This is a genomic window from Paraburkholderia sp. (assembly GCF_035501035.1).
GTDB lineage: Bacteria > Pseudomonadota > Gammaproteobacteria > Burkholderiales > Burkholderiaceae > Paraburkholderia.
In genome coordinates this window covers 1-20,331 of sequence record NZ_DATJWR010000377.1, presented here as the reverse complement: position 1 = coordinate 20,331, position 20,331 = coordinate 1, and the positions used below count along the sequence as shown (strand labels likewise).

Annotated in this window: 21 protein-coding genes; 4 read left to right on the top strand and 17 right to left on the bottom strand. The window is 65.3% G+C overall.

Going from position 1 to position 20,331, the window contains the following annotated elements; translation table 11 throughout:
- The 12 genes from leuD to VMJ11_RS27305 all read right to left on the bottom strand — a co-directional run.
- Positions 1–444 (bottom strand): 3-isopropylmalate dehydratase small subunit (gene leuD / locus VMJ11_RS27360; RefSeq protein WP_325623623.1); only part of this gene is annotated, 444 nt, incomplete at its 3' end.
- A 77-nt stretch (positions 445–521) separates the two neighbouring features.
- Positions 522–674 (bottom strand): hypothetical protein, encoded by a 153-nt coding sequence (locus VMJ11_RS27355; protein ID WP_325623621.1) that lies wholly within the window; start codon positions 672–674, stop codon positions 522–524.
- 4 nt (positions 675–678) lie between these two features.
- A complete protein-coding gene (gene leuC, locus VMJ11_RS27350; RefSeq protein ID WP_325623620.1) occupies positions 679–2,088 on the bottom strand; it encodes a 3-isopropylmalate dehydratase large subunit in 1,410 nt (469 codons plus the stop codon).
- Between the two features lie 526 nt (positions 2,089–2,614).
- Entirely contained in the window at positions 2,615–3,592 is a 978-nt protein-coding gene (locus VMJ11_RS27345; RefSeq protein ID WP_325623618.1) for a N(4)-(beta-N-acetylglucosaminyl)-L-asparaginase, read from the bottom strand.
- 29 nt (positions 3,593–3,621) lie between these two features.
- Positions 3,622–4,686, bottom strand: a complete 1,065-nt coding sequence (locus tag VMJ11_RS27340) for an ABC transporter substrate-binding protein (RefSeq protein WP_325623616.1) — start codon at positions 4,684–4,686, stop codon at positions 3,622–3,624.
- A 231-nt stretch (positions 4,687–4,917) separates the two neighbouring features.
- Entirely contained in the window at positions 4,918–5,838 is a 921-nt protein-coding gene (locus VMJ11_RS27335; protein ID WP_325623614.1) for a LysR substrate-binding domain-containing protein, read from the bottom strand.
- Positions 5,839–5,900: 62 nt separating this feature from the next.
- Entirely contained in the window at positions 5,901–7,148 is a 1,248-nt protein-coding gene (locus tag VMJ11_RS27330) for a metal-dependent hydrolase family protein (protein ID WP_325623612.1), read from the bottom strand.
- A gap of 83 nt (positions 7,149–7,231) precedes the next feature.
- Positions 7,232–8,422, bottom strand: a complete 1,191-nt coding sequence (locus VMJ11_RS27325) for a M24 family metallopeptidase (protein ID WP_325623610.1) — start codon at positions 8,420–8,422, stop codon at positions 7,232–7,234.
- A 72-nt stretch (positions 8,423–8,494) separates the two neighbouring features.
- Complete coding sequence (locus VMJ11_RS27320) at positions 8,495–9,382, bottom strand: ABC transporter permease (RefSeq protein WP_325623608.1); 888 nt, start codon at positions 9,380–9,382, stop codon at positions 8,495–8,497.
- Positions 9,383–9,385: 3 nt separating this feature from the next.
- A complete protein-coding gene (locus VMJ11_RS27315) occupies positions 9,386–10,447 on the bottom strand; it encodes an extracellular solute-binding protein (RefSeq protein ID WP_325623606.1) in 1,062 nt (353 codons plus the stop codon).
- An 11-nt stretch (positions 10,448–10,458) separates the two neighbouring features.
- Positions 10,459–11,508 carry an ABC transporter ATP-binding protein gene (locus tag VMJ11_RS27310; protein ID WP_325623604.1) on the bottom strand — a complete coding sequence of 350 codons (1,050 nt, stop codon included), beginning with the start codon at positions 11,506–11,508 and terminating at the stop codon, positions 10,459–10,461.
- 2 nt (positions 11,509–11,510) lie between these two features.
- The gene (locus VMJ11_RS27305; protein WP_325623602.1) at positions 11,511–12,374 is read right to left on the bottom strand and encodes an ABC transporter permease; all 864 of its coding nucleotides are present in this window, start codon (positions 12,372–12,374) and stop codon (positions 11,511–11,513) included.
- A 507-nt stretch (positions 12,375–12,881) separates the two neighbouring features.
- Between VMJ11_RS27305 and VMJ11_RS27300 the strand changes: the two genes are divergently transcribed.
- The 4 genes from VMJ11_RS27300 (at position 12,882) to VMJ11_RS27285 (ending at position 15,767) form a co-directional block, all read left to right on the top strand.
- Entirely contained in the window at positions 12,882–13,709 is an 828-nt protein-coding gene (locus VMJ11_RS27300; protein WP_325623600.1) for a MipA/OmpV family protein, read from the top strand.
- Positions 13,710–13,875: 166 nt separating this feature from the next.
- Entirely contained in the window at positions 13,876–14,862 is a 987-nt protein-coding gene (locus VMJ11_RS27295) for a TerC family protein (protein WP_325623598.1), read from the top strand.
- A gap of 135 nt (positions 14,863–14,997) precedes the next feature.
- Positions 14,998–15,249: a zf-TFIIB domain-containing protein gene (locus tag VMJ11_RS27290; RefSeq protein WP_325623597.1), complete on the top strand. Its 252-nt coding sequence runs from the start codon at positions 14,998–15,000 to the stop codon at positions 15,247–15,249.
- A gap of 110 nt (positions 15,250–15,359) precedes the next feature.
- Positions 15,360–15,767, top strand: a complete 408-nt coding sequence (locus VMJ11_RS27285) for a TerB family tellurite resistance protein (protein WP_325623596.1) — start codon at positions 15,360–15,362, stop codon at positions 15,765–15,767.
- Positions 15,768–15,865: 98 nt separating this feature from the next.
- On the opposite strand, the gene VMJ11_RS27280 is transcribed toward VMJ11_RS27285, so the two are convergent.
- From VMJ11_RS27280 to VMJ11_RS27260, 5 genes are all read right to left on the bottom strand, one after another.
- Positions 15,866–16,522 carry a response regulator transcription factor gene (locus VMJ11_RS27280; protein WP_325623594.1) on the bottom strand — a complete coding sequence of 219 codons (657 nt, stop codon included), beginning with the start codon at positions 16,520–16,522 and terminating at the stop codon, positions 15,866–15,868.
- Positions 16,523–16,606: 84 nt separating this feature from the next.
- Positions 16,607–17,923, bottom strand: a complete 1,317-nt coding sequence (locus tag VMJ11_RS27275) for a HAMP domain-containing sensor histidine kinase (RefSeq protein ID WP_325623592.1) — start codon at positions 17,921–17,923, stop codon at positions 16,607–16,609.
- 72 nt (positions 17,924–17,995) lie between these two features.
- A complete protein-coding gene (locus tag VMJ11_RS27270) occupies positions 17,996–18,490 on the bottom strand; it encodes a hypothetical protein (RefSeq protein WP_325623590.1) in 495 nt (164 codons plus the stop codon).
- 219 nt (positions 18,491–18,709) lie between these two features.
- Positions 18,710–19,558: an alpha/beta hydrolase gene (locus tag VMJ11_RS27265; RefSeq protein ID WP_325623588.1), complete on the bottom strand. Its 849-nt coding sequence runs from the start codon at positions 19,556–19,558 to the stop codon at positions 18,710–18,712.
- Positions 19,559–19,898: 340 nt separating this feature from the next.
- Positions 19,899–20,331: citrate/2-methylcitrate synthase (locus VMJ11_RS27260; protein ID WP_325623586.1), on the bottom strand; the 433-nt coding region annotated here is incomplete at its 5' end.

The following is a 20,331-nucleotide window of genomic DNA, read 5'->3' as shown; positions in this document are numbered from 1 at the left end:
GAAGCCGTTGAACGCGTACGTTTCGTTGAACAGGTGAGCGACGTCCGATTCGGAGAGGACGATCGGCAGCAGGCCGTTCTTGAAGCAGTTGTTGTAAAAGATGTCCGCGAAGCTCGGCGCGATGATCGCGCGGAAGCCGTACTGCTGCAGCGCCCACGGCGCGTGCTCGCGCGAGCTGCCGCAGCCGAAGTTCTTGCGTGCGAGCAGCACGGAAGCACCCTGATAGCGCGGCTGGTTCAGCACGAAGTCCGGATTGAGCGGACGCTTCGAGTTGTCCTGGCCCGGCTCGCCGTGGTCGAGATAACGCCATTCGTCGAACGCGTTCGGCCCGAAGCCCGTACGCTTGATCGACTTGAGGAATTGCTTCGGAATGATCGCGTCCGTGTCCACGTTCTCGCGATCGAGCGGCGCCACGACGCCGGTATGTACGATGAATTTTTCCATGATCCGTGATCCTGATGGATGCTGATCGGGCTGGGCGCTTGCGGCGAGAGCCGCGGCGCCCAGCCGCAAGCTGTGCGTCAGATTGCGTGCTGCACCGCGCGAGCGGAGTCGGTGATGTCCTGGCCGAAGCCCGCTACGGTATTGCAGCCGGCGAGCGCGAGCAGCACGCCCGCCAGCGACAGGAGAGCCGCAGTCTGCAAACCCTTGCGCCAGAAGCCGCGTGCCTTCATGCGCTTACCCCAGCTTGCGAATGTCGACGAAATGACCCTCGATGGCCGCGGCGGCAGCCATGGCCGGGCTCACGAGGTGCGTGCGTCCGCCCGCGCCCTGGCGGCCTTCGAAATTGCGGTTGGAAGTGGACGCACAGCGCTCGCCCGGCTCGAGGCGGTCGGCGTTCATCGCGAGGCACATCGAGCAGCCCGGCTCGCGCCATTCGAAGCCCGCGTCGAGAAACACCTTGTCGAGCCCTTCGCGCTCGGCCTGCGCCTTTACGAGACCCGAGCCCGGCACGACCATCGCGAGACGAACGTTCGACGCCACGCGGCGGCCCAGCTTCTTCACGACGTAGGCGGCGGCGCGCAGGTCTTCGATGCGCGCGTTCGTGCACGAACCGATGAAGATCTTGTCCGGCTTGATCGACTCGATCGGCGTGTTCGGCTCGAGCGCCATGTATTGCAGCGCGCGTTCCATCGCGTCGCGCTTCACCGGGTCCTTCTCGCGCTCGGGGTCAGGCACGCGGCTGTCGATGGCCGTGACCATTTCCGGCGAGGTGCCCCACGTGACCTGCGGCACGATGTCGGCCGCGCTCAGTTCGACCACGCGGTCGAAGTGCGCGCCGTCATCCGTGCGGAAGTTCTTCCAGTATTCGACGGCCTGATCCCACTCCGCGCCTTGCGGCGAGTACGGACGGCCCTTCAGGTATTCGATCGTGGTCTCGTCCACGGCGACCATGCCTGCGCGCGCGCCGGCTTCGATCGCCATGTTGCAGACCGTCATGCGGCCTTCCATCGTGAGGCCGCGGATCATCGAACCGCCGAACTCGATGGCGTAGCCCGTGCCGCCCGCCGTGCCGATCTTGCCGATGACGGCGAGCACGATGTCCTTCGCGGTGCAGCCGCGCGGCAACTGGCCCTCGACCTTCACGAGCATGTTCTTGCTCTTCTTCTGCAAAAGCGTTTGCGTGGCCAGCACGTGCTCGACTTCCGAGGTGCCGATGCCGTGCGCGAGCGCCCCGAACGCGCCATGCGTGGAGGTGTGCGAGTCGCCGCACACGATCGTCATGCCAGGCAGCGTCGCGCCCTGCTCCGGCCCGATGATGTGCACGATGCCCTGGCGCAGGTCGTTCATCTTGAACTGCGTGATGCCATAGGAATCGCAGTTCGCGTCGAGCGTGTCGACCTGCAGCTTCGAAACCGGGTCGGCGATGCCGTGGCTGCGGTCGGTCGTCGGCACGTTGTGGTCGGATACCGCCAGGTTCGCGCTGATGCGCCAGACCGGGCGCTCGTGCATCTTCAGGCCTTCGAAAGCCTGCGGACTGGTGACTTCATGCAGCAGGTGACGGTCGATGTAGAGGATCGTCGTGCCATCGTCTTCCGTGTGGACCACATGGGTGTCCCACAACTTGTCGTAGAGCGTCTTTGCCATGATATGCGGGGGAATGTTTGACTGCGGGGCAATACGGTTGTGTGAATCGATTATGCCACGCGAAACGCGCCACACGCAGCGTCTTTCTGGAAAAAAGCGATAAAAAACAGGGGCTTGGGTGGTAGTCGCAATACCTGTATCAGCGTTACCCGGCGAGCGCGGGCGTCGCGCCGCTTTCGTCAAAGATCGCGCCTGCTGTGAAGTGCGCAGAGAGACCGTTACAAAAGCGCGCGAATCTGCGCGGGATGAACTGACGTGCTGCCAGAACCACCCGCCGCAAAAAGAAATGCGCCGGTCTGACTGCAACCGGCGCACGATGGCTTCCGCTGTGAGGGCGGGGTGTATGGGCTTCGGGTCGCGCGACACAGGGGGAGCCGCTAGACCGACGTCCATGACTTGTCTAACGGCAAACCAAAGCAAGGCTTTAATCGGGGCACATGCCGCTTGCCGAATGCATGCACCGCGAGCCGCAATCAGCCGTCATGTAGTGGCACTCAGCAAACGATGGCGAGAGATGAGCCCCACCTCAAACGTCGGTATAGACCTGCATCGCAATCTTTTTGCTTTGCGGCTCGCCCTCCGAAATTTGGATCAGCTCGCAGAACCGCTTCTGCGGTTCCGGCATGCCAGGCGTCCAGATCCAGTAGTGATTGCCAGGCAGTCCGTTCACCGCCACCACGCGGTGCTTGGCCGCCGCATCGATGGCATGGATCGTCACCCGGCTGATCAAGCCGCCCTTGAGCGCGCGCAGGTCGCTCACGGCCTCGTCGACGGCGCGCTCGACGCTCATGCCCATCTTCATGTAGAGAACCACGGCGCGCGCCGTGCCCGCACGGATCGTCATTTCCCCCGCGCCGGTGCACGCGCACGCGCCATAGCGGCTGTCCGCATACGAACCCGCGCCGATCACGGGGCTGTCGCCGAGGCGGCCAGGGTACTTCCACCCCCATCCCGAAGTGCTCGTGCCCGTGACCACATTGCATGCGCTGTCGAGCGCGAGAAAGACGGTCGTGTCCTTGCCGATTTCCGGATCGACTGCATCGTGGCAGTACCGCGCGAGCGGCACGTCGGGCCAGGCCGCCTTGTCGGCTGCGCTGACTTCGTTGTCGAACCAGCGCGCCCAAGCCTTGCGCGAGTGCGCGGCAAGCAGTTCGCTGCGCTCGGCGCCCGATTCGGCCGCGAAGCGCGCGGCCCCCTCGCCTATCAGCAACTCATGCGGCAGGCGCTCCATCACGAGCCGCGCCACGCTCACCGGATGCCTGAATCCCTTCAACCCACCTACCGCGCCGGTGCGCAGCGTGGAGCCGTCCATGACCGAAGCATCGAGTTCCACTTCGCCGAGCAGGTTGGGCCAACCGCCACGCCCGACGGTGCGCACCTCCTCGTCGTCCTCGACCAGACGGATGCCGGCCTCGACCGCATCGAGACCATGCCGCCCTTCGCGCAACAGTTCCGCAGTCAGGCCGATACCGGATTTGCCTTCGTTGTTGGTCAAAATAATCATGTGCTGTATCCGCAGAAGTTCGTGAGACCTCACAGTCCCACGCGGAAATCCTTGTTCCAGAAGTCGAGCATCTCCGTTTTGTTCTTCATCAGCAGTGCGAAATCAACGGGCACGATCCGTTCGAGTTCCTTGCCCGAGAACCCCACCGACTGTTGCAGCGACGGAGGCAACCCGGCGTTCGCAATGGTGGGCGCATAACCCATCGTCTCTGCAAACGCGCGCTGCGCACGCGGGTCGAGCATGGCGTTCAGATAGGGGAACGCGCACGTGGACACCTTGCTGCCCGATGCCACCGCCGCCTCGAACGTGGCCGGCAGGGCGCCCTCCTTCGGGAACACATAATCGACGGCGAGGCCCGCCTTTTTCCACTGCACCGTGCGGGCCTTCCACGTGACGGTCACGTCGATCTCGCCGCTTTTCAAGGCCGAAGCGAGCGCATCGACCGAGGGATACACCCTCGGCGACTGCCCATGCAGCGCGCGCAGGTACTTCTGCCCGAGCGCCACATCGCTGGACTTTCCCCCAGAGGCGAGCGCGCCCGCCAGCGTCAGATAGTCGTACTGATCATCAACGAGGCCGACTTTCCCCCTGAACGCCGGGTCCAGCAGTGCGGCGAGACCATCGGGCGGCGTGCGAATACGGCTCGTGTCGTAGACGAGCACGAGCGCGCTGAAGATATGCGGCACCGAGTAGCTGCGCCGGAACTGCGGAAGCACGAAGGCCAGGTTCGACAGTTGCGTGTCGTCGAGCTTCGCGGTCGCGCCCTCCGAATACATCTGGAACATGTCGTTGTCGCGCAGCAGCGCGATGTCCATGGTGCTGCGCCGGCCATGCGCCTCGGCACGCATGGTGGTTTGCCTCGCGAGCGCGCTGCCCACGTCATAGGTCACGGTAACGCCGGCAGGCGTGACGAGCGGATCGATATTCTGTTGCAGCAGGCGCTGGTAGTCGCCGCCCCACGTTCCCACCACCACCTGCCCGGAGCACGCGCCGGCCGCCTTCGCTTTCAGCGCGAGCGGCCCGAGCGCGGAAGCGGCAACGAGTGCACCTGTGGATCGGAGGAAACGGCGGCGTTGGTCGTTCATGGCAGTCATGCATTCGCTCCAGGTGAAATGCGGCTTGGGAAAGACGATGTCGGGCCTCGGAGGCACGGCCCGGATCGCGTGTGGTGTTCGTGGCGGCCGAAGGCGAATACCCGCTCATGCGCCCATGCGCTCGCGCGACGCGCAATACATGGACGAGAAGAACAGGATTGATGCCGCCGCAGCGCAAATGCGGTGGATTTGATTCAGAGGGAAGCGCTGCCCAAGGCGGGCAGCGGCGACTCAGGCCGCGGCGTCCAGACGCGCGTTCACGGCCGCGAGCACTTCTTCCAGCGTCTCTTCCATCACGCGCGAGAGCTCGTCGAGGTGAGCTGCCGGCGCGGCCCCACGCGGCGTGATCTTGAGCGTGTAGAACGGCATGGCATGCTCGAAGCGCCGCAATATCAGGTTCGAGTCGAGAAAGTCGTAAGCCGACACGGGATGCAAGAGCCCAATCCCCAGACCTTCCTTGACCATCGTGGCGATGTTGACCGAATACGGTGCGATCGACACCACCTGCGAATGCAACTCGCCGGCCGAGAAAACCTGATCCATGCCCCAGCGCACGAGCGAAGGCTGATCGTAGGAGACGATAGGCTGCCCCTTCAGGTCGGCCACGCGAATCACCTTGCGCTTGCCGAGCGGATGCCCCGCGGGCAACGCACAGATCGCGTCGAGCTGGGCGAACGCGGCCGAATCCGTGCCGGTCACGTCCACGGTGTTCGTCACGAGCCCGAGCGCGAGCTGGCGCGAGACCACCTGATCGCGAATCAGCCCGGATGCCCCCGTGGTCAATGCGATCTGAACCGCCGGGTGCAGTCGATGGAAGTTCGCAATCACGCGCGCAAAGTAGCCAAGACCGAACGACACGACCGAGCCCACGCGAATCACGGCCGTCGCCGGACTGCGCAGGCTCATGGCGAACTCGCGAATGTTGTCGAGGCCGGCGTAGCGGCGCTCCACTTCTTCGAACAGCGCCAACGCCTCGGCGGTCGGTTCGAGCCGCCCACGGCTGCGATCGAACAGCGTGAGGTTGATCGAGCGCTCCAGATCGGTGATCAAGCGGCTGATGCCGGACTGCGACGTGCCAACGACCTGCGCGGCACGGGTCGTGGTACGCGTGAGCATCAGCGCCCTGAATGCGTCGATGTGCCGAAAATCCATCCGTTCTCCCCGGATTACACAGGCCGCCGGCATCTCCCGCTGTTGCGGGAAGGCACCACGCGTCACGCGTGCAGATCAAAGGCATGAATCTTACCGCCTTTCATGACCACCGGAATCCGCTCGCCTTGCCCGAGCAGGCAGTCGAACGAGGCGAGCGGATTGCCGTCGACCACGAGCACGTCGGCGTGAGCGCCTGGCGTGATCTGCCCAAGCTGCCCCACTTGCCCGAGCACCTGCGCACCGACCACGGTCGCACTGCGAAGGATTTCGAGCGGCGAGAGCACTTCGCTGCGCAAGCGGAATTCGTCGCTCTGCAGGCGCTGCGATTGCCCGAGCAGGTCGGTGCCGAAGCCCATCGGCACCCCCGCCGCCCGGAAGATCTCGAGCGAGCGCAAGCCCGCGTGCCGCACGTCTTCGATCTTCGCCACGCTGTCCGCAGGCAGCCCCAGCGATTCGCCTTCTTTCGCAAGCGCGTCGTAGGTCACGAGCGTCGGCACGGCGAACGCGCCGTGCTCGGCCATGACGCGCGCGGCCGCTTCATCGACGAGATTGCCGTGCTCGATGGTTCGCACTCCACATCGTACGGCGCGCGTGATCGCTTCGGCGGTATACGCATGCGCCAGCACATATGTTCCGCGCGCACGCGCTTCCTGAACGATGGCCCGGATCTCGTCCTCCGAATACCCCCATGCACCGACAGGATCGGTTGGCGAGGCAACGCCGCCCGAGGCCATGATCTTGATCTGGTCGGCGCCCATCTGCAGTTCCTCGCGCACCGCGCGACGCACGGCGTCGACGCCGTCGGCCACGCGCGAGATCGCGCCGACACGCGCACAGCAGGAACACGGGCTGTCCGTGCCGATATAGTCGCTACGGCCGCGCATGTCGCCGTGGCCGCCGGTCTGACTGATCGCGCGCCCCGAGACGAACAGGCGCGGCCCCGGCGCGAGCCCCTGTTCGATGGCCTGCTTGAGCGCGAAACCCGCGCCGCCCGCATCGCGCACCGTAGTAAAGCCGCGTCGCAGCATGCCCTGCAGGAGCGGCAGCGACTTCAGCGTGACGAGCACGTTCGGCAAACTCGCTTGCTGCGCGAGATTCAGCTGCGTAGCGTGCACGTGAACATGCAGATCGATGAGTCCGGGCATCAGCGTCTTGCCGCGCACGTCGATCTCGCGCGCCGACGCGCTGCTAATCGCGCGGTCCGAGACTTCCTTGATTCGACCGTTTTCCACCAGCACCGCGTGGCCCTCGCGCAACTCGCCCGCAACGGGGTCGAGCAACGCGCAATTTGAGAACAGCATCGACTCCATCGTGTCTCCTCCCGGCTTCGCGCCGGGTCCTCACCAAGGTTCAAAGGTTTTCGCCGGGCGAGCGTCGCAGCCCGGCAAGCCATTCAGTCGATCGTTGCGTACGCAAGCGTGCGGGGCGTCGTGGTCAGCAATTCGGGCGTGGCGCCCGTCACCACGGAGTCATCGAGACGGAAGCCGCCGAGGCCATAGACATAGAGTCCCGGCTCCGCCGAGTAGACCTCGTTGTCGAGCAGCGCGCGGTGATTGAACGCCATGTCGTCGGGGTACTCGTGACCGATGATGCCCATGCCGTGCCCGGTGCGATGCCGCACGTACTGCCCGCATCCAGCCTGCTCGATTACGGCCTGCGCCGCGGCGTCGATACCCGAAACGGGCTGGCCGGTCACGGCCGCCGCGACCGCCGCCTCGTTGGCGGCGCGCGCCACCTCATGAAAGCGCGCCTGCTCGGCGCTCGGCTTGCCACAGAACCAGGTCCGCTCGTTCTCGATCACGAGACCGTTCAGGCGCGGAATCACGATATTGACGAGACCATCCCCAGCCTGGATCTTCGCGCCGCACGATGCCCCGTCGCCATGCGGCGAGGCCGAAGCCGGCCCGGACAAGGTCCAGCAGCGCATCACCTCGAGGTTCTCGCCGGGAAAGCGGCGCGCGCCCTCCGTGACCATCAGCGTGGCCATCTGGTAATCGAGCTCCTGAACGAGCCGGCCCGGCCGGATGTTTTCGCGGTAGCGCTCCTGCACCCAGCCGGCGAGGCTCGCGGCCGCCCGCATGACCTCGATTTCCTCAGCGTGCTTGACCCAGCGCAGCGAACGCAGCTCGGGCAGCATCGGCATGAACTTCGCATCGGGCAGCAACGGCGCCGCGCGACCGAGCGGACCGCCCGCCGCCTCGACGCCAATGCGCGACGCGCCCAACCCGGCCGCGCGCAAGCGGGCGGCGATCAGCTCGGGTACGTCCGCCAGCAGGGGCAGCCGATCGCCCACGCGCGGATGCTCGGAATACAGCGCGATGTCGTCGAGCCAGAGGTGGCCGCGCTCGCGCGCCATCATCACGTGGTGGGTCGACAACTCGTTCATGATCGCGAACGGCGCGCCGGAGAGCGGCACGCAAACGGCGATCGGGCGCTCCCACGTTTGCACGTCCACGTGGAAATTGGTCGCCCACTGGAAGAAGTCGGCGGATGTGAATACCAGCGCATCGACGCGCTGACGCTCCATGAGCGTCTTCATCAGGCGATGACGGTAGGCGCGCGTCTGTTCGGTCAGTATCGGCATGGATTGCTCCATCAGGACAACGAAATGGAAAGCGAATGCGTCGGGCATGAATCTGCCCGGCGCCCGGTGTATTCAGGTCATCATCGTCTTCGCGTAGCGGCGTTGAATGATCCAATGCGACGACAGCGCGAGAGTGAACGTCACGACCATTGAAACCAGCGAAAGCACGGCGCCGAACGGCCAGTTGTTGGCCTTGGCGATCTGGTCGTAGATGGCGGGCGTCATCATCGTGATGCCGGTGCCGCCCAGCAGGACCGGCGTGGCGTAGGCATTCATGCAAAGGATGAAGACGAGCATCGTGCCGGCCGCAACGCCCGGCGCGGCCATGGGCAGCACGATGCGCGCGAGGGTCTGGCTGAAGCTCGCGCCCAGGTTGCGCGCCGCTTCCTCGATCGAAAAATCCAGCCCCTCCAGCACGCTTTGCAAGGTCAGGATCATGTACGGCAGCACGACAGCCGTGGTGCCCGCAACCACCGCGAACGGCGTGTACAGCAGCCGCACCGGCTGGTCGACGACACCGAGCGCGAGCAGCAACGCGTTGACGAAGCCCGCGTTGCCGAGCATGACCATCCACCCCGCCGCACGCACGACATTGCCGACGAGTAGCGGAAACACCAGCAGCATGACGAGCTGGCTCTTGTAGCGGCTCTGCGTTTTCGCGAGCACGTACGCCACCGGAAAGCCGAACACAAGAGACAGTACCGTGCACAGCGCGGCGACCTTCACGGTGGTCCAGAGCACGGCGTGATAGTACGGATCAGTCAGGAACTGGACGTAGTTTTCCAGCGTGAACGCCGCCTGCATCATCTGGACCGAGTCGAAATGATTGAAGCTGTAGCGCACCAGTTGCAGGCCCGGCAGCACGATCACGAACAGCACGACCAACGTGGCAGGCGAAGCCAGCATGCCTGCCGCGAAATCGCGGCGCCGCGGCGCGGCGTCCAGTGCACTCGTCGACATGGTTCAGAGCCCCGGCTTGAATTCCTTGTTCCAGAAGTCGAGCAGCGCCGGCTTTTGTGCCGTGAAGCTCGCATAGTCGACCTTGACGAGGCGATCCAGCTCCGCATTCGTGAAGCCGACGCTTTGCTGAAGCGCGGGCGGCAAGGACGCGTCGGTCACGGTGGGCGCATAGCCCATCGTCGCGGCGAAGCCCACCTGCGCGCGCGGGTCCAGCATGGCGTTGAGATAGTTGAACCCGCATTCGCGCGAAGGCGCATTCTTCGGCACCGCGGCCTCGAACGTGACGGGCACGCCGCCCTCCTTCGGGAACACGTATTCCACCGGCACGCCGCCCTTCTTCCACTGCAGCGCCCGCGCCTTCCACATGCACGTGATCCAGATCTCGCCGCTCTTCAGCGCCGAAGCCACGGCTTCATTGGACGGATAGACCTTCGGCTGGTTCTTGCGCACTTCACGCAGAAACTGGATGCCGGCAGCCGTGTCGCCGTTGTGCTGCCCGGCCGCAAGCGACGACTGCAGCACGTTGAAGTTGTAGAGGATGTCCGAGAAGCCCACGCGCCCCTTGAGCTTCGGGTCGAGTGCGACCGCGAATGAATCGGGCCTGGCCGCGAACTTCTCCGGGTTGTAGACGATCACCATCGCACTGAAGATGTGAGGAATCGAATACGGCCGGCGCAGCGCTTCGATCGTGTGCGCCGAGTTGGGCACGAGCTTCGTGTCGAGCGGTTCGAGCACGCCCGAGCGATTCACGTCGAACATGTCGAGGTCGGCGAGGCACGCGACGTCGAGCGACCCGTGGCGCGAGGCCTTTTCCGCGCGCAGCTTCGTCATCCGGCCGATCTGGTCCGACGAATCGTAGGTGACGCGCCCGCCCGCGGCTTCGATGATCGGCTTGCCGATGTTCTGCTCGAGCAGCGACATGTAGTCGCCGCCCCACGTGCCGACGACGACGTCGGGACACGCGCTGGCCGCGAGCACCGCGCGCGGGTCGAAGCCGAGCGCGGGAGCGACGAGCAGGCCGGAAGCGGTTTTCAGGAACGTGCGGCGCGTCAGGGAAGCGGTCATAGGTTCATCCTTCAGGCGGAAAAAAGCAGGCAGTCCTCAGTTCTGAAGCACGCGTGCAGCGACTCGCCCGGCGACCAGCTGCCGGCGCCGCGCGCCGTGTTGGGAACGAGCGCGACGAGGCTCTGTCCCCGCTCGCTCGTGAGCCGCAATTCGACGGTCGCACCAAGATAGACCGTGTTGGCGAGCGTGACCGGAATCGATACCTCGCCGATCTCCGGAACCGGCGCGAGCCGCAACCGCTCGGGACGAATGCCGAGCGTCGTGGCATCGGGAGTGGCAGTCTTCACGTCGATCCGCTCGCCCTTTTCCGTGATGAACTGCCCGTTGTCGACATGCCCCGGAAGAAAGTTCATGCGGCCCAGAAAACTCGCGACAAAAGGATTCGCGGGCCGCTCGTAAAGCTCGTCGGCGCTGCCGATCTGCTGGACTCGCCCGTCGTGCATTACGGCCACGCGGTCCGCCATGGCGAGCGCTTCCTCCTGGTCGTGCGTTACGAAGATCGTCGTGAGTCCCAGGCGTTGCTGCAGCGCCCGAATCTCTTCGCGAACCTCGACACGCAGCTTCGCGTCGAGATTGGAGAGCGGCTCGTCGAGCAGGAAAACGTCAGGACGGATCGCAAGCGCGCGCGCAATCGCCACGCGCTGCTGTTGGCCTCCGGAAAGCTGCCGCGGGTAGCGCTCGGCAAGCTGCGTGAGGCGCACCATGTCAAGCGCCTCGCGAATGCGCTGATCGCGCTGGGCCTTCGGCACGCGCCGCATTTCGAGGCCGAACGCCACGTTCTGCGCGACCGTCATGTGAGGAAACAGCGCGTAGCGCTGAAACACCATGCCGGTGTTGCGCCGGTCGGGCGCAAGCCGCGTGACTTCGGTATTGCCGATCCAGATTTCGCCGTCGCTCGGCTCGACGAACCCCGCCACCATGCGCAGCGTCGTCGTCTTGCCACAGCCGCTCGGCCCAAGAAACGCCACCAGCTCGCCCTCGGCAATATCGAACGAGACGTCGGCGACGGCGGTCGTCGCGCCGTATTGCTTGCGCAGGTTGCGCAGGGATACCTGGGCCATGATCAGATCACCTTGCCAAGCTTGACGAAACGATCGGTGATCAGCATGACGATGCCGAGCAGCACGATCTGCGCAGCCGAAACGGCCGCGATGGTCGGGTCGAGATTGAATTCGAGGTACTGCATGATGGCGATCGGCAAGGTCGTCTTGCCGGGGCCCACGAGCGGCAGCGTCATCTCCAGGTTTTCGAACGAGACGATGAAGCCGAACAGCGTGGACGCGACGATAGCGGGACGCAGCATCGGCAACGTCACGCGCCACAGCGTGCGCCACGCACCCGCGCCGAGATTGCGCGCCGCCTCTTCGATGGAAACGTCGATCTGGCCGAGGCTGGCCGTGACGAGCCGGATCGTCCACGGGATCGTGAGACAGACATGGGCGAGCAGCAGGCCGCCGAACGTGCCGACGATATCGGTGTCGAGCGCGTTTTCCGCGCGCAGATAGAAGAGGTAGGTGGCAATGCCGGCGACGATGCCTGGCACCACTAACGGAAGGATAAGCACGTTGCCGACGAGGCGGCGCCCTGGAAGACGATAGCGCGCGAGCGCAAGCGAAGCCGCCACGCCCAGCACCACGCCGCCGATCGCCGCGCCCGCGGCGAGCTTCATGGAGAGCACGAAGCCATTGGCGAACGCGTCGTTGTGCCATGCGTTGGCGTACCAGGACAGCGTATAGCCGGACGGCGGGAACGTGATGATGGCGTCTTTGAAGAAGCTGAGCCAGATGACGAAGATGAGTGGGCTCAGCATGAACAGGTAGACGACCGTGATGCCTGCCCGGACGAGCCACGACGCCGGAACGAGACGTGCGCGAGGCATCGCATGCGCGGAAACGATGCCGTTACGGTCGATGGGAACCTGCGTCACAGAGCGCTCTCCATTCAGCGGTGCGGCTTGCCCGTTTGCTTGCCCGTGCCTTGCTTGCCCGTGCCTTGCTGGCCCGGGTTCATGGCGCGTCGTCACCCGGGCGGTCATTCGTGATCGCCGTTCGTGGACAATGCGAATTCGAATAGGACATGCGATTTCGATTCACAGTATCATGAAAAAAAATCGGCGCAAAGCTGCGCTCAGGGAGGGTTTACGCGGGACGTGGGACAGCAGCGAGGTTGTTGTGGCAACGAGCCGGAGGCCTGCGGGCGGTCAGTCGGGTGCCTGATCGGGCATGACGTTTGCGAGACGATCTCGCCCGCATGGCGTTCCACTGAGTGGTTCGATCACACTGTACGGACAGCGCCACGCGGAAGATCACGCATCCACGGAGGCCTCATGCCACTCGCAATCCGCTGCGCGCGCAGGAAAACAACCAGAACAAGCAGAACAAATACAACGGCATTGCGCCAGTTACGGGCATCGTGGCTCACTACCCGGCGTGTCTTGCTCGCCGGCGCTACATGTGCCCTTGCCGCATTCGGTCAGTGCGCGCACGCGCAGACTCCCTCGCCGCTCGGCGAATGGCAATACTCCGCCGGTATCCCGCTCGAAAAGCTCTTCGAGCCGAACCGCCCCGACCTCGAAGCGCGCCTCGGCGTGGGCGCGACGTTCGAGCCGCGCTACGACGGCTCGGATCGCTATCACACGCTGGTCGGACCGAGTATCGACATTCGCTACAAAGACATCCTGTTTGGATCGACAGGCGAAGGCTTCGGCGTGAACGTGCTGCAGGGGCCGAACTGGCGTGTGAGCGTCGCCGCCGCGTACGACCTCGGGCGGCGCGGCCAGGACGACCCCACGCGTCTAAATGGGCTTGGCAACATCAATCCGGCGCCGGAGATGAAAATCGCCGGCGAATATGTCGTCTCGAAGGACTTTCCGCTCGTGTTCCGCACAGCCTTCACGCGCAGCTTCGGCGGCTCGAACGGCTGGACCGCGGATCTCGGCGCGTACATGCCGCTGCCGGGCAGCAATAAAACGTTCTATTGGTTCGCGGGCCCCTCGGTCACGTTCGCCGACTCGAATTACATGCAGAGCTGGTTCGGCGTGACGCCACAGCAATCGGCCGCATCGGGCTATCGGCAGTACGACGCCAGCGCGGGCCTCAAGTCGGCCGGTTTCGGCATCACGATGGTCTACTTCGTGAACAAGCACTGGTTCGTGAGCGCCGATGGCGCGATCAAGCGCCTGCTCGGCAGTGCCGCGCACAGTCCGATCATCCAGACGAAGACGGGCGGTGTTTGCGATGTTTCGATCAACTACCAGTTCTAGTGCTTGCGTAGACTCCGCAAGCCATCGCACCGCGCCCGCACAATCTCATTCACCGCTCATTCTTTGCAACTATGCTGACCTATGGGCCAAGGGCCCATGAGGTCGGCTGTGGCGGCAAACACCCGCGCACGCTGGCCGCGTTCCCACTTCATCCTCAGGATCGACCATGCTCGCGCCGATTGTCACGGCCCCCTTCCTCGGTCAGCCCGCGTGGCTCTGGGTTGCCTTCCTCACGGTCGTGATCGTGCTGCTCGTGCTCGATCTCGGCGTGCTGCATCGGGACGACCACGAGATCGGCATTCGCGAGAGCCTGTGGCTCTCGCTCGGCTACATCGTGGTGGGCGTGCTGTTCGGCGGCTTCGTCTGGTGGCAGCTTGGTGCGGAACCGGCCACCGAGTACATCACCGGCTATCTGATCGAAAAATCGCTCTCGCTCGACAACGTGTTCGTCATCGCATCGATTTTCGGTGCGCTCGCCATCCCGCGTCAGCTGCAGCATCGCGTGCTGTTCTGGGGCATCGTCGGCGTACTGGTGCTGCGCGCGCTGATGGTCGGCCTCGGCGCGGCGCTCGTCGCGCAGTTCGAGTGGATGCTGTACGTGTTCGGCCTATTTCTCGCCGTGACCGGCGTGAAGATGTTGTTCGGCTCGAAAGAAGAACCCGGCGTGGGAGACAGCAAGCTGCTGCGCTGGCTGCGTGGCAAGCTGCCGGTGACGCCGCAGCTAGAGGGACGCGCGTTCCTGGTGCGGCGTGCGCATCCGCGCACCGGCAAGCTGACGCTGTTCGCCACGCCGCTCCTCGTCGCGCTCCTGATGATCGAGTTCGCAGACCTGATCTTCGCCGTCGACTCGATACCGGCGATTTTCTCGATCACGATCGATCCGTTCATCGTCTATACGAGCAACATCTTCGCCGTGCTGGGCCTGCGCGCGCTCTACTTTGCGCTCGCGGCAATGGCGCACCGCTTCTACTACCTCAAGCATGCGCTCGCGCTCGTGCTCGTGTTCATCGGCGCGAAGATCTTTCTGGTCGGCATCATCGGCAAAATTCCCGCGGTGCTGAGTCTCGGCGTGACGACTGCGCTGCTAGTGGGTGGCGTGGTGGTGTCGCTCATCAAGACGCGCAAGACGAAAGACACACTGGGCGCCTCTTGAGCGCCCACCCCGTGTTCCTCATTTTTCGCTCATTTTGCTCTGAGAGGATGGGTTCCATCGAGGCCGCACCGCCCTCCACACACGGCACAAGGCGGCACCGGTCTCGATGACCTGTCATTCAACACGGAGCGCATCATGAAATGCCCGAACTGTCCCGACGTCACCCTCTCGCTCTCGGAGCGCCAAGGTGTGGAACTCGACTACTGCCCGCAGTGTCGCGGAGTCTGGCTCGATCGCGGCGAACTCGACAAGCTGATCGAACGCAGCGGCAACCCGCGCCATAGCGACGAAGACGCGGTGCAGGCAGGCCGCCACCACGGCGCGCAGCATGGCGACTATGCCCCGCGGCGCGCAGCATGGCGACTATGCCCCGCGCCGCGCCCATGACAGTTACGGCCATGAGCGCCGCCGCAAGTCATGGCTGGGCGACATCTTCGACTGAGCCAGGCCAAAGCCAATCGCACCATCGCCGTTACGTTTCTAGAGGATTCCTGATCATGCGCACCTATACCTGCAACAGCCCCCAGGCCGCCGGCCGGATCGTCGCCATCGCCCTGCTCGCGGACGGCCACCTGAGCAGCGAAGAGCTTGCCGCCCTGCATCGCGCGCGCATTGCCGACCGGCTCGGCCTCGCGCCCGGCGAGTTCGGCAAGATCGTGCAGGGCCTGTGCGAAGACCTGCTGACCAGCTCGCACCTGAACTGGAGCGACGCGTGCAAGCTCGACTCCAACGTGATGCAGCACGTGATGCGCGAACTGGACGACCCCGAACTGCGCGCCGAGGTGCTCAATCTGTGCCATGTGGCGGTGTATGCAGACCGGCACGTGGCCGACACCGAAGTCGCGCTGCTCGCCTCGCTGAGCCGCGCGTGGCAGCAGGATCCGCGGCAACGTCTGTTGTCCTGACTTTTCGCGCGATACGTGAGACTTCCCCCCACGCATCGCGCCGCGCGGCGAGCTTTGCGCTCGCCGCGTTTTTTTCTTGCCGCGCGGGCGGCGCGCACTCACACGCACACGGCCCAGCCGAGCCCGCGCACGTTGCGGATTACCGCGTGCCCGAACTTGCGGCGCACGCTATAGATCACGGCATCCACCGCATTGCTTTCCACTTCCTCACCCCACCCGTAGAGCCGCTCTTCGAGCTGCTGACGCGAGAGAATCGCGCCGGGCCGCTCGAGCAGCGCGAGCATGAGCGCGTACTCGCGCGCGGAAAGGTCGTCGGACTGGCCGTCGAACGTGAGGCGGCGCGCATTCATGTCGAGCGTGACGCGCCCGCTGCCCATCGTCGGCGATGCGAAGCCCGCCTTGCGCCGCACCACGGCGCGAATGCGCGCGAGCAGTTCCTTGCTTTCGAAGGGCTTCACGAGGTAGTCGTCGGCGCCGAGATCGAGACCTTCCACGCGCGTGTCCACGTCGTCACGCGCGGTGATGATGAGCACCGGCGTCCCATTGCCCGCCTCGCGCAGGCTGCGCAGCACGTCGAGGCCGCTCATGTCGGCCAGGCCCAGATCGAGGAGGATGGCCGTGTACGAGCCGTCGCGAATCGCGGCGCGGCCACTCTCGCCCGTGCGCACCCAGTCGACGCTGTACGACGCATCCTTCAACGCGCGCAGCAGCGCGGGCCCGATCAGCAGATCGTCTTCGATCAGCAGAATCCGCATGGTGTCCGTCCTTTCTTTCGCTGGCTACCCCAGATTTTGCCTCACCTGCGTTGGCCGACCTGACATCTCGCGCCGCTCAGCCGCTCAGCCGCGCGGCAGCTCGATACGCGCGACGATGCCCGTGTGTCCGTCCCGGCGGTTCGCGAGCGTCACGCGCCCGCGATAGCTCTGTGCCAGCGCCTGCGCGATCGCGAGGCCGAGCCCGCTGCCTTGCATGTCGTGGCCGCCCGCCCGAAAAAAGCGGTCGAACACGCGCGGCAAATCGGCCTCGGCAATGCCCGGCCCGTTGTCGCTCACTTCGATCACGACAGTCTCTTCTTCGCGGCGCACTGCCACGTCCACGCGCGCGCCTTCGTGGCCGTAGCGGATCGCGTTATCGACGAGATTGCGCACGAGCACGCGCATATCGGCTTCGGTGGCGCGCACCGTCACGTCGTCGAGGCGCTCCACGCCCAGATCCACGCGGCGCGCGTCGGCCAGCGGCAGCAGATCCGCCAGCACGTCGGTCACGAGCTGTGGCAGCGACACGTCGGTCAACACACGCTGCGCGCTGCCGATTTCGGCGCGCGCGAGCCCCAGCAGTTGCGAGACGAGCGAACCGGTGCGCACGATGCCGCGCCGCAACTCCTCGAAGCGTTCCGGGTACTGCTCGGGCGGCGCGTTGCGCAGGTTGTCGACCTGCAATTGCATGGCGGAGATCGGCGAGCGCAATTCGTGTGCGGCATCGGCGATGAACATGCGCTCGGCGTTCACGAGCACGGAAAGCCGCTCGATCATGCGATTGATCGATTCGACGAAGGGCCGCAATTCGACGGGCGCCTGCGCGACTTCGAGCGGCTTCAAGTCGTGCAGATCGACCTTCGCGGCGCGCCGCCCGACGCGTTCGAGCGGCCGCAGCGAAACCCGCACCGTCACGGCGATCGTGAACGCGAGCAGCGGCAACAGCGCGAGCACGGGCAGGAGGCTCCAGAACGCCACGCGCAAGGCGTTGCGGTTGCGCATGCTGCGCGATTCGGCCACCTGAATGTATTCGTCGCCGGCGGCGAGCGCGAATACGTCCCATGCCTCGCCGTCGTAGTCGATCGACGAAAACCCGCTCGCTGCGCGCGGCAGCGCGAGCTTGGCGTTGCTGGTGCGGCTCGGCGCGCCGCGGTCTCCGGCGGACCAGATTTGCACGACGAAATCGTCAGCGGCCGGGCGTGCGCCGGGCTCTTCGGCGGCGCGATGCGGCACGCCCGTCTGCACGTGCGCGGCGGCGTCGCGCAGGCTCGCGTTGAACTCGGCAGCAAGGCTGCGCACGACGAGGAAGGTGCCCAGCGCGCCCAGCACGCCGACGAGGATCGCGAGCGTGCCGATCGCAATGCTCAGGCGGCGATGCAGGGAATGCGCGGCGAAGAACATGGAGCGTCTCGGGTTGGGAGGCGCGCTCCATCATAAAGGATTCGCGGCACGCATTCGGCCGCGCGGCGTGCTTCAGCGGTGCCCGCCGCCACCCATGCCGCCCATGCCACCGGTGCCACCCGCATGGCCCATGCCGCTCCAGACGGTGCCGTGCCCGCCATGAAAGCCGCCGTGCATGCCCGAGACCGGCCGCGTATGCGGCGCGCCGGGAAAGACGTGATCCATGTGATGAAAATGATGGAAATGGTCGATGAACACGAACGAGCCGCCCACGAACACGGGTGGCCACCAGCCGTACCACGGGCCGGCATAGTAGGCTGACGCGTCGGGCCAGGCCACCGGATAGACCAGCGTGTCGTCCCCTTGCACGATCTGCCAGGTGCCGTCGGGCTGCAGGCACGCGAGGCCGCTGATCTGCTGCGGCGCGCCGTCGATCACGGCGGTGCCGGTAACGGTGCGGCAGGGCGGCGGCGGATATGACGCATCCGCGGGCTGCTGCGATACAACCGGCGTCGAACAGGCGGCCAGCAGCACGGCCAGTACATTAAAGGCGAAAAGTTTGCGCATGATGTCGTCCCTCGCGATGGACCGGCCCCATGACGCGCGGATTGCGCGCCGGCGCCGTGAAGACTCCATCGGTACGCCTCGCACGCCGGCGCGCGGATTCGTCCGTGCGCCGGCGTGTCATCTGCAAAACGAGGGGCGTGGACGCGCTATTCCTTTGCGTGCCACGCGCACGGCTGGGCCCCGATTACCGCATGTTTCCGTCGATGGCCACGGCGCAAGTCATGCCTGCCACTGCGTAACGAACGCGCGGATGTCTTCGTTCACGCGCGCCGCCTGGTTGAAGTACATGCCGTGCGTGCCGCCTTCGTAGACCTTCAGCGTCGCGCGCGCGAGGGCGGCCGCCGTGGGACGCCCGGTGATCTCCAGCGGCGCCGAGGCGTCGCAGTCGCCGTGCAGCACGAGCGCGGGCACGTCGATCGCGGCCAGTTCGCGGCGGAAATCGGTTTGCACCTGCACGCGACACAGTTGCGCCGCTGCGAAGAAGGACGCGCCCAGCATCATGTCAGCCGTCCACTGAATCGTCGTGCGCGAGGTGCCGGGGCTGAAGTACGCTTGCGCGCGCCGCTCGATCCAGTTGGGGAACGACTCCAGCATTTCCTCGAGCGAGGCTTCGAAGAGGTTCGCGTCGAGGCCGCCGGGGTTGTCGGCAGACTTCAGCAGGCAAGGTGTCGAAGCCGGCGAAAGCAGCACGATGCCTGCCACGCGGCGCGAACCGTGGCGGCTCAAATAGCGCACGATCTCGCCGCTCGCGAACGAATGGCCGACCAGCGTCACGCGCACGAGACCGCGTGCGTCGAGCACGGCTTCGAGGTCGTCGGCGAGCGTGTCGTAGTCGTAGCCGCGGCCGGGGTCGCTCGAACGTCCGTGCCCGCGGCGGTCGTACGCCACGCAGCGAAAGCCCGCGGCCGCGAGCGGCGCGCATTGGTGGTTCCACATGTCGGCGTTGAGCGTCCAGCCCGAGAGGAACACGAGCGGCACGCCATCGCCCCAGTCGCGATAGTGCAGCGCAGTATCGTCGTCGATGCGGATATAGCCGGGTTGGCGGGTGGACAGGGATTCGCGTGCCATGGTCGTCGCTCCTTGCGGTTGGGTGAGCCGATGAGCGTCATGGTCGGCGAAGGCGTGCACGCTGACGATTACGTCGGAGGTAATGGCCGGGCGTATGCATCGCCCGCTTGCGCCTGCCGGGCTCGCCGCAACGGGGCACGGGCGCGGTGCGCGGCGTGTTGCGCGAAGAGGCCGTGAAGGCTGGCGCGTTGAAGATCGACTTTTGCGTTTGAGCGCGGCGCCCGGCGCCATGCTCGGCGCACAAAAAGAAAACGCCCCGACGGGCAATCCGTTGGGGCGTTTGACTTACCGCCTGCGCACAACGCGCGGGAAAGCGCGCTGCGTGCCACAGCAAAGGTGCTTAGCGTTGCGCGATCGGCTTCGCTTCGCGCGGCGTTTCGCCGATGAAGAGCTGACGCGGACGGCCGATCTTCTGCTCGGGGTCGGCAATCATTTCGTTCCACTGTGCAATCCAGCCCACCGTACGCGCCATCGCGAAGATGCAGGTGAACATCGAGGTCGGGATGCCCAGCGCGCGCTGCACGATGCCCGAATAGAAGTCGACGTTCGGGTACAGCTTGCGTGACACGAAGTATTCGTCTTCCAGCGCGATCTTTTCGAGCTGCATGGCGAGCTTGAACAGCGGGTCGTCGTGCAGGCCCAGTTCGTTCAGCACTTCGTAGCACGTCTCGCGCATGAGCTTCGCGCGCGGGTCGTAGTTCTTGTACACGCGGTGGCCGAAGCCCATCAGCTTCACGCCCGAATTCTTGTCCTTGACCTGCCTGATGAATTCG

What these genes read in the sequence shown, in the direction of transcription:
- VMJ11_RS27355 (WP_325623621.1), bottom strand. Translation starts at nt 674, where the DNA reads ATGAAGGCACGCGGCTTCTGGCGCAAGGGTTTGCAGACTGCGGCTCTC.
- leuC (WP_325623620.1), bottom strand. Translation starts at nt 2,088, where the DNA reads ATGGCAAAGACGCTCTACGACAAGTTGTGGGACACCCATGTGGTCCAC.
- VMJ11_RS27345 (WP_325623618.1), bottom strand. Translation starts at nt 3,592, where the DNA reads ATGATTATTTTGACCAACAACGAAGGCAAATCCGGTATCGGCCTGACT.
- VMJ11_RS27340 (WP_325623616.1), bottom strand. Translation starts at nt 4,686, where the DNA reads ATGACTGCCATGAACGACCAACGCCGCCGTTTCCTCCGATCCACAGGT.
- VMJ11_RS27335 (WP_325623614.1), bottom strand. Translation starts at nt 5,838, where the DNA reads ATGGATTTTCGGCACATCGACGCATTCAGGGCGCTGATGCTCACGCGT.
- VMJ11_RS27330 (WP_325623612.1), bottom strand. Translation starts at nt 7,148, where the DNA reads ATGGAGTCGATGCTGTTCTCAAATTGCGCGTTGCTCGACCCCGTTGCG.
- VMJ11_RS27325 (WP_325623610.1), bottom strand. Translation starts at nt 8,422, where the DNA reads ATGCCGATACTGACCGAACAGACGCGCGCCTACCGTCATCGCCTGATG.
- VMJ11_RS27320 (WP_325623608.1), bottom strand. Translation starts at nt 9,382, where the DNA reads ATGTCGACGAGTGCACTGGACGCCGCGCCGCGGCGCCGCGATTTCGCG.
- VMJ11_RS27315 (WP_325623606.1), bottom strand. Translation starts at nt 10,447, where the DNA reads ATGACCGCTTCCCTGACGCGCCGCACGTTCCTGAAAACCGCTTCCGGC.
- VMJ11_RS27310 (WP_325623604.1), bottom strand. Translation starts at nt 11,508, where the DNA reads ATGGCCCAGGTATCCCTGCGCAACCTGCGCAAGCAATACGGCGCGACG.
- VMJ11_RS27295 (WP_325623598.1), top strand. Translation starts at nt 13,876, where the DNA reads ATGCTCGCGCCGATTGTCACGGCCCCCTTCCTCGGTCAGCCCGCGTGG.
- VMJ11_RS27290 (WP_325623597.1), top strand. Translation starts at nt 14,998, where the DNA reads ATGAAATGCCCGAACTGTCCCGACGTCACCCTCTCGCTCTCGGAGCGC.
- VMJ11_RS27285 (WP_325623596.1), top strand. Translation starts at nt 15,360, where the DNA reads ATGCGCACCTATACCTGCAACAGCCCCCAGGCCGCCGGCCGGATCGTC.
- VMJ11_RS27280 (WP_325623594.1), bottom strand. Translation starts at nt 16,522, where the DNA reads ATGCGGATTCTGCTGATCGAAGACGATCTGCTGATCGGGCCCGCGCTG.
- VMJ11_RS27275 (WP_325623592.1), bottom strand. Translation starts at nt 17,923, where the DNA reads ATGTTCTTCGCCGCGCATTCCCTGCATCGCCGCCTGAGCATTGCGATC.
- VMJ11_RS27270 (WP_325623590.1), bottom strand. Translation starts at nt 18,490, where the DNA reads ATGCGCAAACTTTTCGCCTTTAATGTACTGGCCGTGCTGCTGGCCGCC.
- VMJ11_RS27265 (WP_325623588.1), bottom strand. Translation starts at nt 19,558, where the DNA reads ATGGCACGCGAATCCCTGTCCACCCGCCAACCCGGCTATATCCGCATC.